At 62.8% G+C, this 13,161-nt stretch carries 11 protein-coding genes; 10 read left to right on the top strand and 1 reads right to left on the bottom strand.

What is annotated here, in order from left to right:
- The first annotated feature begins 558 nt into the window (after positions 1–558).
- The 9 genes from Q0G75_RS08860 to ribF all read left to right on the top strand — a co-directional run bounded on the left by Q0G75_RS08860 (position 559) and on the right by ribF (position 9,917).
- Positions 559–1,389 (top strand): methyltransferase domain-containing protein, encoded by an 831-nt coding sequence (locus Q0G75_RS08860; RefSeq protein WP_294416780.1) that lies wholly within the window; start codon positions 559–561, stop codon positions 1,387–1,389.
- Positions 1,390–1,592: 203 nt separating this feature from the next.
- Complete coding sequence (rimP, locus tag Q0G75_RS08855) at positions 1,593–2,069, top strand: ribosome maturation factor RimP (RefSeq protein ID WP_220241238.1); 477 nt, start codon at positions 1,593–1,595, stop codon at positions 2,067–2,069.
- A 31-nt stretch (positions 2,070–2,100) separates the two neighbouring features.
- On the top strand, positions 2,101–3,315 hold the full coding sequence (gene nusA / locus Q0G75_RS08850) for a transcription termination factor NusA (RefSeq protein WP_114621227.1): 1,215 nt from the start codon (positions 2,101–2,103) through the stop codon (positions 3,313–3,315).
- A 9-nt stretch (positions 3,316–3,324) separates the two neighbouring features.
- On the top strand, positions 3,325–3,618 hold the full coding sequence (locus tag Q0G75_RS08845; RefSeq protein WP_294416788.1) for a YlxR family protein: 294 nt from the start codon (positions 3,325–3,327) through the stop codon (positions 3,616–3,618).
- Positions 3,619–3,629: 11 nt separating this feature from the next.
- Complete coding sequence (infB, locus tag Q0G75_RS08840; RefSeq protein ID WP_294416790.1) at positions 3,630–6,371, top strand: translation initiation factor IF-2; 2,742 nt, start codon at positions 3,630–3,632, stop codon at positions 6,369–6,371.
- A gap of 204 nt (positions 6,372–6,575) precedes the next feature.
- Positions 6,576–6,986: a 30S ribosome-binding factor RbfA gene (gene rbfA / locus Q0G75_RS08835; RefSeq protein ID WP_042434375.1), complete on the top strand. Its 411-nt coding sequence runs from the start codon at positions 6,576–6,578 to the stop codon at positions 6,984–6,986.
- A 15-nt stretch (positions 6,987–7,001) separates the two neighbouring features.
- Positions 7,002–8,000, top strand: a complete 999-nt coding sequence (locus Q0G75_RS08830; RefSeq protein WP_294416796.1) for a DHH family phosphoesterase — start codon at positions 7,002–7,004, stop codon at positions 7,998–8,000.
- The gene (truB, locus tag Q0G75_RS08825; protein WP_294416798.1) at positions 7,997–9,010 is read left to right on the top strand and encodes a tRNA pseudouridine(55) synthase TruB; all 1,014 of its coding nucleotides are present in this window, start codon (positions 7,997–7,999) and stop codon (positions 9,008–9,010) included. The genes Q0G75_RS08830 and truB overlap by 4 nt, the downstream gene beginning before the upstream one ends.
- Positions 8,994–9,917 (top strand): riboflavin biosynthesis protein RibF, encoded by a 924-nt coding sequence (gene ribF, locus Q0G75_RS08820; RefSeq protein WP_294416800.1) that lies wholly within the window; start codon positions 8,994–8,996, stop codon positions 9,915–9,917. The genes truB and ribF overlap by 17 nt, the downstream gene beginning before the upstream one ends.
- Positions 9,918–10,198: 281 nt before the next feature.
- Here the strand turns inward: ribF and gdhA are convergent, their stop codons facing one another.
- Complete coding sequence (gdhA, locus tag Q0G75_RS08815; protein ID WP_294416801.1) at positions 10,199–11,554, bottom strand: NADP-specific glutamate dehydrogenase; 1,356 nt, start codon at positions 11,552–11,554, stop codon at positions 10,199–10,201.
- A gap of 386 nt (positions 11,555–11,940) precedes the next feature.
- Here gdhA and Q0G75_RS08810 point away from each other — a divergent pair, with 386 nt between their 5' ends.
- Positions 11,941–13,134, top strand: coding sequence for an MFS transporter (locus Q0G75_RS08810; protein WP_294416802.1), 1,194 nt, complete (start codon positions 11,941–11,943; stop codon positions 13,132–13,134).
- Positions 13,135–13,161: the final 27 nt, after the last annotated feature.

Raw genomic sequence — 13,161 nt, 5'->3', positions numbered from 1 at the left:
TCCTCGAACGGGCCCTCGGCCAGGTTCTTGATCTGCTCGAGGTAGGCCTCGAACTGCTCCTTGGACAATTTGCTCATCAAATCCTCCTTTGGGAAATTGGGATCGGTTCCTTCAACCGAATCCCTTTGACGCCACCCATTTTGCGCACTTTCAACGCTTTGGTCTAATGCATGAAATCTAGCGGTTTCTCAGGCAAATGATAGAAGCGATGCATAGTAACCCATGCATGCGGCATATAAGCCCTGATGAGCATGAGTAAGAGCAGTGGGGAAGATGTGTGGTAAATATGAATCAACCAATGTTGTTATATGGGACATTCGAAACAAAGTGTCCAATTCGGCGGTTCGAGAAGCCTGATTGTTACTACGTTAACAGCATTTCTACCTCTTGACATCTGGTTGAAGCCGGGTGGCGTTGAGTTCTGGTTTAAAGGTTGCGTTCAAGCGTTTTTCTCAAATAGTTGTCGCACTAGAATATTATGTAGCCCTAACGGTATACGAGTTCTAACTCGTTATTTCTGACTCTGATCGGGATTCTTAGAAGGCGAGGAGAGTTGCTGTGAGTGAGCGGATTGCTGGATCATTGGTGCCCGCATTGTCCTATTACGCATCGCTTGCACCTGCAGCCGGGTTTCAGGGCCGCTGCGCTATGAGCATTCCCTGCGATATCGAGGGCAAGCGGGTCCTGGATGTTTGCTGTCGAAAAGGCAAGGGGGCGTTCGCTTTGGCGGATGCCGTGGGACCCTCGGGGTTCGTCGTTGGCGTTGATCCTGATGCGGACAATGTTGCTGCCGCATGTGCTGCGGCCCCGAAGAATCATTGGGCTGGCTCGTCCTGGGAGCATTACTTGCGTTTTTCGCAAGCGCTTCCTGAAAACCTTTCCGGTGCTGGGATAGGAAATGCCGTGTTCGATCTCGTGTATATCAACAGCGTTTTGAATCTTGCGTGGTCTATGCCTGCATTGCTTGCCGAATTCGCCCGGGTGCTGGCGCCCGGAGGAAGGCTGTGGGTTGCGCAAGGCGTGTTCGCCGAGGATGGGCTGGATGCGCAAAGCGAGCGTGCGGCTATCGGGGGCGGTGCAGATGTACCCGGCGAGGGCGCGGCTCTCGGGAATGATGCGGCTGCGCCCAGTGCGGGAGCGGTTCTTTCGGCTCCCGACGGTAGGGCTTCTGCGTTGAGCAAGTGCATGCCCGCGGCAGGAGGAACGGGGTCGCTCGATGTGTTTTCCCAAGCCCGTTCGCTCGCGACGTTCGAGCGTATGTGTTTGGAGACAGGTTTCTCCTCTGTTTCCTTCTCATCTATATCGCCGGTATCCAGCGAAGATCTGCGCGATCGCGAACCCCGTTGCGGCGCACGGTTTTTCCTTGCAGATGCGTGCGCAACCATATGACGTGGTTTGAACGTCTAAAAGCGGCGCATATTGCGTTTTATGGTGAACTTGCGTCTGCGCACGGCGATGCTGGTAAATCGATCTTCCGTATGGTATAAACAATTTGCATTGCAGCAAGCGCGCGACGGCGCGCACCATACTTTCGCAGACGGAAAGTGGGTTTTTACCCGCTTTTTTGTATGTTAGGGCACAGAAAGGAGCTTATGAGCGTGCTCAGCAAGAAGGAAACCGAGCTGCTTGACGCGCTGGAGCCCCGTGCGGCGTCCGAAGGCGTTGAGATCGTGACCGTGCAGGTCGTAGGCGCCAAGAAGGCGCCTACTATTCGCGTGTTCATAGACACGCCCGAGGGCGTGAGCTTCGATGAACTGGCGAAAGCGCAGGCATGGATCAACGACATCATGGATGCGCTCGACCCGTTCCCCGGAGCCTACACCCTTGAGGTGTCCTCGCCGGGCATCGACCGCCCGTTGCGCACGGAGCAGCATTTCGCGCGTTACGCCGGTCAGCAGGCCGTGGTGAAGCTTGCGCATCCCATCGATGGGCGCAGCAACTTCACCGGCACGATCGTTTCGGCCGATGGCGGCAACGTCGTCATGGACGTCGACGGCCAGCAGGCCGTCCTGCCGATCGATCAGATGAAACGCGCCCACCTGAAGGGCATCGTGGATTTCAGCTCCTAGCAGGGGCTGTTTGGAGAAAGGAAGCTAAAACGTGGCAAGTTCTGAGTTGATCGAGGCTTTGCAGGCCTTGGCCCATGAGCGCAAGATCGACGAGTTCTATCTGATCGACCGCTTGGAAGCCTCCCTGGCCAAAAGCTATCAGCATATCCTCGACCTCGAGTGGGACGCTCGAGTGACCATCGACCGCCAGACGGGCAAGATCTACGTCTACGAGCTGGTCCCGGTCGGCGAGCCCGACGAGGAGACCGGCGAGTACTCCGAGTTCGAGGAGCGCGACGTCACCCCCGCCGACGTCAGCCGCATCGCCGCGCAGAACGCCAAGAGCGTCATCAGCTCCATCGTTCGCGAGGCTGGCCGCCAGTCCATTTACGAGGAGTTCGCCGGCCGCGTCGGCGACCTGGTCACGGGCACCGTGCTGCAGGGCACTCCCGATTTCACCATCATCAAGATCCGCGACGGCGTCGAGGCGGAGCTTCCGCATTACGACGTGAAGCGCTATCCCGGCGAGCGCAACGAGCGCCCCGCCGGCGAGCACTATCGTCATAACCAGCGCCTGAAGGTGCTCATCATCGAGGTTCGCGATCCCGGTTCGGACGCTCCGCGCATGCGCGGCGAGCAGGCCCGCCCGGCCATCGTCGTGTCCCGTACGCACCCCGACCTTATCCGCCGTCTGTTCGAGATCGAGGTTCCCGAGATCTACGACGGCCTGGTCGAGATCAAGTCCATCGCCCGCGAGCCCGGCGCCCGCTCCAAGGTCGCCGTCACCTCCCGTGAGCACAACCTCGACCCCGTGGGCGCCTGCGTCGGCCCCAAGGGCAGCCGCGTGCGCATGGTCGTCGAGGAGCTGCGCAACGAGCGCGTCGACGTCATCCAGTGGGACGAGGACCCGGCCCGCTACGTGGCAAACGCCCTGTCCCCGGCCAAGGTCGATCGCGTCCTGGTCGATGAGGAGAACAACTACGCAACCGTCATCGTGCCTGACGACCAGCTGTCGCTGGCCATCGGCAAGGAGGGCCAGAACGCCCGCTTGGCAGCACGCCTGACCGGTTGGCATATCGACATCAAGTCCGCCAGCTTCACCGGCGCCCCGCTTCCGAAGACCGAGAACATGCTCATCGACGAGGATGACCTCGAGGACGAGGAAGAACTGTGCGCTTACGTTGACGAGAACGGCGTTCGCTGCCGCAACCATGCCCGTCCCGACAGCTGCTTCTGCGGCATCCACGACGGCCTGGACGAGGAATAGGCGTCACATATGGCAACGGCAACCAACACGGGCAAACGACAACGCAGCTGCATCGCCTGCGGCGCGCAGGCCGATAAAACGGGCCTGCTGCGCATCGTACGCACCCCTGAGGGGGCCGTTGCGTTCGATGCCACCGGCCGCGCACCGGGTAGGGGCGCCTATGTGTGCTCCGCGGAATGCTTCGCAGCCGCGTGCAAGAGGAACAAGCTCGACCGAGCGCTTAAGGCGACGCTCGGCAGCGATGATTACGACCGGATCGCCGCCGATATCGCCGCGCACGCGCGCGATGCGAGGGAAATGTAGAGGAGTGGTATATGGCCAGCATGCGAGTACATGAGTTGGCGAAGGAGTTCAACATGTCCAGCAAGGACATGCTCGATAAGCTCCATGAAATGAAGATCACCGCGAAAAGCCATGCCAGCATGCTGGCTGAATCCGATGTGGAGAAGGTTCGCCAGAACCTGTCCCCTGAGATCAAGGAACGCGCGGGCGAGCTTCCGGCCGAAGAGGCCAAGCAGCTCGCCGAGGAGCGCGCCGAGGCCAAGCGTCAGCAGGCCGAGGCCGAGCGCGCCCGTCGCGAGGCCGTCGAGCAGGAGCGTGCAGCCCGCGAGGCCGAGCGCGCCAAGCGCGCCGAGGAGGGCGTCCCTGCGGCCAAGCCCGCCGCCAAGCCGCAGGCCAAGAAGGTGACCAACAACCCCTTCGAGAGCCTGGCAAACCAGATCGAGTCCGAGAAGGAGCGCGTTGCCCGCGAGGCCGCCGAGCGCAAGGCCCGTGCCCGCGCCGCAGCCATGGCCAAGGAAGTCGCCAAGAAGCAGGCCGTCGAGGAGGCCCTGCGCAACCGCAATTCCAAGGGCTCTGCCCACAAGCCCGCAGCCCCGGCGCCCAAGCGCCAGGCTCCGGTGCTCGGTGCCCGAAAGTCCAGCTTCGATAGCCTGCTTTCCCAGATCGAGTCCGAGAAGCAGCGCATCGAGAAGCAGAAGGCCGAGCAGCCCGCCCGCGGCGCCGATGCCAACAAGCAGCAGCGCGGCGCCCGCAAGCACGGCAAGAAGGGCATGCACGTCGAGCAGCACGTGCCCGAGCTCGAGCAGCAGGCGTCGGGGGAGGACCGCTACGCCCAGATGGCCGTGAAGGCCGAGGAGCTGCAGCGCGACAAGGTGCTCGCCGAGGCGCGTGCCGCCGTTGCCGCCGCCAACTCCCATGAGGGCGAGGGCCGTCGTAAGAAGCGCAAGCAGAAGCGCGAGGCCGAGGCCCGCGAGCGCATGGAGATGGAGGCCATCGAGCGAGGCCTCGATCCCAGCCTTGTGCTCGACGATTCCGTCGTCGAGATCCCGCAGGGTTCCACCGTTGCCAAGTTCGCCGAGCTGCTGGGCGTGCAGCCCAACGACGTCATCAAGCGCCTGTTCATGCTCGGCCAGGTGCTTACGCTCACCCAGTCCATGTCCGACGAGCTCGTCGAGCTCATCGCCGACGACATGGGCCGCAAGGTGCGCGTCGTGTCCCCCGAGGAAGAGTTCGCCATCGTCTACCACGATAGCGACGATGACCTCAAGCCGCGTCCGCCCGTCGTCACCGTCATGGGCCACGTCGACCATGGCAAGACGTCGCTGCTCGACGCCATCCGCCACACCGGCGTCGCCGAGGGCGAGGCCGGCGGAATCACCCAGCACATCGGCGCCTCGGTCGTGCGCATCGGCGATCGCCAGATCACCTTCATCGACACGCCGGGTCACGAGGCCTTCACGGCCATGCGTGCCCGCGGTGCCCAGGTGACCGACGTCATCGTCCTGGTCGTCGCCTCCGACGACGGCGTCATGCCGCAGACCATCGAGGCTATCAACCACGCTAAGGCCGCTAACGTGCCGATCGTGGTGGCCGTCAACAAGATCGACAAGCCCGGCGCCAACCCCGACCGTGTGCGCCAGGAGCTCGTCGAGTACGGCGTTATCCCCGAGGACTGGGGCGGACAGAACATGTTCGTCAACGTCTCCGCGAAGAAGAAGCTGCACATCGACGACTTGCTCGAGACCATCCTGCTGCAGGCCGACGTGCTCGAGCTTCGCGCCAACCCCGATGCGCTGGCCTCCGGCTTCGTCATCGAGGCCAACCTCGACAAGGGCCGCGGCCCTGTGGCAACCGTGCTCGTGCAGCGCGGCACGCTGCATCCGGGCGACACCGTCGTCGCCGGCACGTCCTACGGACGCGTCCGCGCGCTGGTGGACCCGCGCGGTCAGCACGTCGAAGGCGCTGCGCCTTCCTACCCGGTCGAGATCCTGGGCCTGAACAGCGTGCCGGTCGCCGGCGACGAGTTCCGCGTGTTCGAGGACGAGCGCGATGCCCGCAAGCTGGCCGAGGAGCGCGCGCTGCGCGCACGCCTGGCCGAGCAGGAGACCAAGTCGCACATGAACCTGGACGACCTGTTCAACCGCATCGAGGAGGGCAAGCAGACCGACCTGAACCTCATCGTGAAGGCCGACGTGCAGGGCTCCATCGAGGCGCTGCGCGACGCGTTCAATAAGATGGACCAGTCCGAGGTCAAGATCAACATCGTGCACTCCGCGGTCGGCGGCATCACCGAGACCGACGTCACGCTGGCTGCGGCCTCCGACGCCATCATCATCGGCTTCAACGTGCGCCCGACCGGCAAGTCCAAGCAGCAGGCTGAGAAGGAGAAGGTGGACATCCGCCTGTACCGCGTCATCTACCAGGCCATCGAGGACATCAACGCGGCCCGCGTGGGTCTGCTCAAGCCCGAGATCGTCGAGGAGGACACCGGTACCGCCGAGGTCCGCGAGACCTTCAAGGTCCCGAAGGTGGGCACCATCGCCGGTTGCTACATCACCGACGGCGAGCTGCACCGCGACGACAAGATCCGCCTCGTGCGCGAAGGCACCGTCATCTTCGAGGGCGAGCTTGCATCCCTGAAGCGCTTCAAGGATGACGTGAAGGCTGTCAAGCAGGGTTACGAGTGCGGCATCGGCATCGCCGGCTACCAGGACCTCAAGGTTGGTGACACCATCGAGGGCTACACCATCAAGGAAGTCGAGCGCACCGAGTAATCGGCGTGAGCTGCCTGCGAAGGCGGCGCGCCCTCGGCGTTTGAAGGGGCTCCGGTTCTCGAACCGGCCCGGCCCGCAAGGCAGGTACCATACGTACCGGTCTTGCGGTGACGGGGCGGATTCGAGGCCGGGGCCCTTCTCGCTACCTTCGAGGTGCCCTATACTGCTTACATCCAAACCTTATCCTTCAGAGGAGCTGTATCTATGAAGCAAGGTTCCACGAACCGCAAAGTCAACCAGCAGGCGCGCGAGGTCATCGCATCCATCCTGCTCTTCGAGATCTCCGACCCGCGCCTGTCGCTGGTCACCATCACGGGCTGCGAGGTCAGCTACGACCGCAGCGTCTGCAACGTTTTCTACACCGCCGATCGCGGCGAATACGAGGAAGTTGCCGAAGCCTTCGAGAAGGCCTCGGGCCGCATCCGTTCGCTCATGGCGCGTCAGCTTTCCTGGCGCGTGGCGCCTGCGCTGCGCTTCATCCTAGACAAATCCGTGGACGAAGCCGAGCGCATCGCCTCCGCCCTTGAACGCGATGCCGAGCGCAACCGCGAATCGGCCGCTATCGCCGCCGAGCGCGAGGCCATCGAGGCAGCTGAAGAAACCGATCAGGAATAGCGGGGGAGCGCCGCTATGACCGTAACCCCTCAAACCAACTGCACGCTCGAGGAGCTGGCATGCGCATTGCGCCCGCTCGACGACTTCGTCATCTGCGGGCATGTCAGCCCCGATGGCGATTGCCTGGGCTCCCAGCTCGGCCTTGCCGCCGCGTTGCGCCAGTTCGGCAAGCGCGTGACCTGCGTGCTGGTCAAAGACGAGCCCATCGAGGCGAACTTGGCGCAGCTGTTGCCGGGAGCCGCCGATATGGTGCCGGCATGCGAGTACGACGGCCCTGTCGGAGCCTTCATCGGCGTGGACGTTCCCACGCGCGAGCGCATCGGCCAGGCGGCGTGCGGCATCCTCGATCGTGCGCAGGCCTCGTTCACCATCGACCACCATGCGGTCGACGAGCGCATGTGCGAAATGGCCTACGTGGACCCCGACGCCGCTTCCACCACCTTGCTCATATGGGAGCTTGCGGGGATGCTCGGCGTCTCGCGTTCCGGCGATCTGGTCGCGTGCTGCTACACGGGCCTGGTCACCGATACCGGCCGCTTCCAATATCAGAACACCGACGCCCGTTGCATGCGTCTGGCATCCCAGATGGTCGAGGAGGGCGCCGATCCGGCGGCCATCTCGCGCGCGGTGTTCCAAAATCGCACGCTTGCCTCCATGCAGCTTGAGGCTCAGGCGATATCGCGCGCAGAGTTCCATGAGCTCGAAGGGTTCGCCATCAGCTACCTCACGCTCGCGGATTTCGCACGTTTCGGCGCCGTGAAATCGGATGCCGAGCCCGTTATCAACGCGCTGCGTTCGATCGCCGGCGTCAATGTGGCTTGCATGCTGCGTCAGCACGAGGATTGCATCCGCGGCAGCCTCCGCGCGAAGGACGATACCGATGTTTCCGCCATCGCCCGCAGCTTCGGCGGCGGCGGGCACGTTGCCGCAGCGGGTTTCACCATGCATGGCAGCATGCAGGAGGCCGTGGAGCAGGTGCGCGCAGCGCTGCAAGAGGCGGTGTGCGCCAGGTGAAGCGAGGAGAATCGGGTCTGTCGCTTGTCGTGGGCGTCGACAAGCCCAGCGGCATGACGTCCCATGACGTGGTCAACCGCTGCCGCCGCATCTTCGGCGAGAAACGCGTCGGCCATACGGGTACGCTCGATCCGCTGGCAAGCGGCGTGCTGCCCATTTGCATCGGGCCCGCCACCAGGTTGGGCGCGTACCTCACCGGCCACGATAAAGCGTATCGGGCTACCATCGCGTTCGGCGTGGGAACCGATACCGACGATTGCGAGGGCACGGTCGCGCGCACGGGTCAACCACCGGTGGAAGTCGGTGACCGCAGCTTCGGCGAGCAAGCGGTCGCGCAGATGCTCGGTCCGCAGAAGCAGATGCCGCCGGCGTATTCGGCCATCAAGGTTAACGGGAAGAAGTCCTACGAGGCTGCCCGCGAAGGCCATATCATCGAGCTTTCCCCGCGTGACATCGAGGTGTATTCGGCAAAGCTCATAGCGGTTCGCCCGGGCGTGGGAGAGCAGCTCCCCGAGTGGGATGTGGAGTTTCGCGTCTCGAAGGGCACCTACATCCGCGCGTTGGCGCGCGATTTAGGCCATAAGATCGGATGCCCGGCGCACTTGTCCGCGCTCAGGCGCTTGGAGGTCGGCGGCCTCACGCTTGACGAGTGCGTGCCTCTCGAGGCGCTTGAGGAGCTCAAGCTGCGCGCCGCCTTGGACCCGGTGCGGTTGCTAGGTGTGCGCTTCGCTTACGTGGAGGGCGCTGCCGCTCAGGCCGTTGGCAACGGCAATGCGCTGCGCGCAGCCGATTGCCAGCTGTTCGAGCGCAGGCGCACCACGGCCCAGGCCGAGATGTGCGCTTGCACCGCTGGCGTGCGCGAGAGCGCTCAGGCGCCGCAAGACGGCGAGGTCATCGCGGTCATCAGCCAGAACAAGGTTGTGGCTTTGTATCAGTACGACAGCAGGCGTGCATCGTTCAAGGCATGCTGCGTGTTTCAGACGGGGGTGCTTCGTGGCGCAGATCTTTAAAGCCGACGAAACGTTCGATCGCGGGTATTTCCAAGGCGCCTCGTGCGCGTTCGGCGTATTCGATGGCGTGCATCGGGGCCATAGGTTCCTGTTGTCCTGCGCGCAGGATACCGCGCGCGAAAACGGCGGGAAGTCCATCGCGCTCACGTTCGATATCGACCCTGACGAGATGTTCCATGCGCAGCGCCTTCGCAAGCTTATGTCGAATCAGGAGCGCTTGGAGATGCTCGCGCAAACCGGCGTCGATGCGGTGGTCGCCCTTCCGTTCACGCGCGAGTTCGCTGCCAGCTCGCCCGAGGAATTCCTGGTCCGTACGTTCGGCACCGGCGTCCCCGCGCATCTGCATGTGGGCTTCGATTTCCATTTCGGGGCGAAAGCCGCCGGCGCGGTGCCGGAGCTGCGTACCTGGGCCGATCGTCATGGCATGCAGGTGCACGCGCATGACCTGAAAAGCGAGGATGGCGCTCCCATCACTGCTACGCGCATTCGTTTGCTGTTGGCGGACGGGAAGCTTTATGAAGCCAATCATCTGCTTGGACGTCCGTATTTCATGACGGGTATCGTGCGCCCTGGTCGCGGCGAGGGGGCCGATATGGGCATCCGTACCGCGAATCTTGAGGTTCCCGACCAGATGCGCCCGCTTTCCGATGGTGTGTACGCGGCATATGCGCACGTTAACGGCAAGCGCTATAAGGCAGCGGTGAACGTAGGCGTTGCGGCAACGTTCGCCGATCGCGCCACGGCAACCTGCGAGGTGCACATCCTCGACTTCGACGGCGATATCTACGGCCAGTATATGAAGGTTGAGTTCATGAAGTGGCTTCGCCCGATGCGCGTGTTCGACGATATCTCCGAACTCATCGCCACCGTGCAGGGCAATATCGATTGGGTGCGCGAGAACCTGTAGCGTTTGCCGGCAGGGCGCATGCCTTGTCGGCGAAGTAACGTCGGCTCGATATTGCAAACCTGTCGGGAAGGTCTGTGATCGAGCGGCTATCTCCCTTCGGTCGTTCCGTTCGAGCCGTGGTTCGCTGATTCCGGCAGGTCCTTGCCTGCGTTCTCTTGATTCGCGAGGTTTTTCCCGAATGGCGCTTTCGCTCTGGCTCGCCTCTGCTGCTCTCGCTTGCATCAAAAAAGAAGCGACCCAATTGGGTCGCTTCTTTTTTGCGATGATATGGGTTGCAGCTCTTACACGATGCCCTGGGTCATCATGGCATCGGCCACCTTCAGGAAGCCGGCGATGTTGGCGCCCATGACGAAGTTGCCCTCATGGCCGTACTTCTTGGCGGTGTCGTCAACGTTGTGGAACATACCGCGCATCAGCTGCTCGAGCTTGCCGTCGACCTCTTCGAAGGTCCAGCTCAGGTGCTCGGCGTTCTGGCTCATCTCCAGGCCGGAGACCAGCACGCCGCCGGCGTTGGCAGCCTTGCCGGGCATGAAGGCCACGCCGTTTTCCTGCAGGTACTCGGTGGCGTCGAGTGTGGTGGGCATGTTCGCGCCCTCGCCGACCACCTTGCAGCCGTTGGCAACCAGGGCCTTGGCGTCGTCGAGGTGCAGCGTGTTCTCACGTGCGCAGGGCAGGGCGATATCGCAGGGCAGCTGCCACACGCCGCGGCCGTCGCCCTCGTGCCAGATGGCGTTCGGACGCTCGTCGACATACATGGCCAGGGACACGCCCTTGTCATGGCCGGAGCGCTTCTTGTTGTAAACATGCTCGAGCACCTGGTAATCGATGCCCTCGGGGTCCTCGACCCAGCCCTTGGTATCGGAGCAGGCAAGAACCTTGCCGCCAAGCTGGGAAACCTTCTGGACGGCGTAGATGGCCACGTTGCCGGAGCCGTGCACGACGACGTTCTTGCCCTCGAAGGAATCGCCGTTGGACTTCAGGTACTCGTCGACGAAGTACACCAGGCCGTAGCCGGTGGCCTCGGTACGGGCCAGCGAGCCGCCGAAGGACAGGCCCTTGCCGGTGAGCACGCCGGTCCACTCGTTGCGCAGGCGCTTGTACTGGCCGAACATGTAGCCGACCTCGCGGCCGCCGACGCCCAGGTCGCCAGCCGGCACGTCGGTGTTCGGGCCGATGTGGCGGGACAGCTCGTTCATGAAGGACTGGCAGAAGCGCATGATCTCGTTGTTGGACTTGCCCTTCGGGTCGAAGTCCGAGCCGCCCTTGCCGCCGCCCATGGGAAGGGTGGTCAGGGCATTCTTGAAGATCTGCTCGAAGCCCAGGAACTTCAGCATGCCGAGCGTGACGGTGGGATTGAAGCGCAGGCCGCCCTTGTAGGGGCCGATGGCGGAGTTGTACTCCACGCGGAAGCCGCGGTTGACCTGGACCTTGCCGGAATCGTCGACCCACGGGACGCGGAACTGGATGATGCGCTCGGGTTCGATGATGCGCTCGAGCAGGGCGGCCTCCTCGAACTCCGGATGCGCGTCGAGTGCCGGCTGCAGGGTGCCCAGGATCTCGGTGGCTGCCTGGATGAACTCGGGCTGCTCGGCGTTTTTCGCCTTGACCTGCTCGATGATGCGCTCAGCGTAAGTCATTGCGTGAACCTCCTAGCGGATGGAATGTTGTGTTAACGGGTTGCATTATAGGATTCGGAAATCACTCGAAACGGTATGTTAACGAAGCCGAAACAAAGAGCGGCGACCTGCGGCGGACGGGCGTTTGCTCGGAGCGGACGGCTTGTCTCGCGATGCGGCGGGTCCCGCTTCCGCGTTGTCCGGATCTGCGTGCGGCGGGTCGCCTGCGCTCAGCGTAAGCTGCTTGCTTGCAGTGTCGCGCAATCGGCATTGCGCCTTGCCGGTGTGCATGCGGTGGGCGGTTCGTGAGGGTTATCTGAAGGCGCCCATCCACATGCTCCGCGATTCGTCCTGGGGCTACAATCCCATATCCGCGCAAAGGGAAAAGGGAAGGAAGCGCTCGGTTCATGACAAGGTTCGTGGATAACAAGCTTACGCTGCGGGAATGCCTGCCGCTGATCGGCATCACCGTTTCCGCGTTCATATTCAATACCTCGGAATTCATGCCGGTCGGCCTTCTGACCGGTATCGGCGCCTCGTTCGGGACGAGCGAGGGCGTGACGGGGCTCATCATCTCCGTGTATGCCTGGGCGGTCATGCTTCTGTCGCTTCCCCTTATGATATTGGGCTCCCGTTTGGCGTTTCGGCCGCTCATGCTCTTGGTCATTGGCGTGTTCTGTGCTGGGCAGGCGCTTTCGGCCTTGGCTCCCAGCTATGGCTTGCTTATGGCCGCTCGTTTGGTGGTCGCCTGCGCGCATTCGGTGTTCTGGGCCATTGCCGCTCCCGTGGCGGTGAAGGTGGTCGATGAGAAGCACGCGCCCATGGCCGTCAGCGCCGTGGTCACCGGCTCGGCGCTTGCCATGGTGGTCGGGTTGCCGCTTGGGCGCATGGTGGGGCTTTGGCTGGGCTGGCGTCAAACCTTCGGCTGCGTGTGCGCCGTCAGCGCGTTAGTGCTCGTATACCTGGCGGTGGTGTTCCCGAAGATCCCCGCCAGCAAGCCCTTCACGCTCAAGCAGCTTCCCAGCATTTTGCGGAACAAGGTGCTCATGGGCATCTTCGTTGTGACTGCTTTGTACGCCATGGGATACTATACGGGTTATAGCTATATCGAGCCGTTCCTGTTGCAGGTGGGCGGTATGGACGAGCAGGTCGTCACCATGGCATTGGTTGCCTTCGGCATCGCGGGCCTCGTCGGAAGCGCCATATGCTCGCGGTTTTACCATGGTCATCGCTGGGCATTCGCTGTATGGGTTGTCGCGGGCGTTGCCTTGGCGCTTGCGCTCCTGCGTCCCGCCGCACTCGGAGTCGTCGGCGTGTTCGCCGTATGCATGCTGTGGGGCATCGCCGGTTCGGGGTACTCCATCGTCTATCAGGCCGAGATCATCGAGTTCGCAAGCGATGGCGAGCAGACGGTCGCTATGGCCATCTTTTCCGGTATCTTCAACCTCGGCATCGGCACGGGCAGCTTCATCGGTGGCGGGGTTTGCACGTTTGGGACCATTGCCGATGTGGGCTTCGTGGGTGCCTTCATCGCGCTTCTTGCCTTGCTGTACTGCGCATTCGTGCTGATCAAGCATATGAAAGCGCAGAACGCCAGATAGGAACCTGAGAACAATTGTTCGAAATAA

Origin of the sequence: uncultured Senegalimassilia sp., from assembly GCF_934636665.1 — a bacterium.
In the GTDB taxonomy this organism is placed as follows: Bacteria; Actinomycetota; Coriobacteriia; order Coriobacteriales; family Eggerthellaceae; genus Senegalimassilia.
Note: the sequence above shows the minus strand (reverse complement) of the source record. Positions and strands in the feature narration are given on the sequence as shown.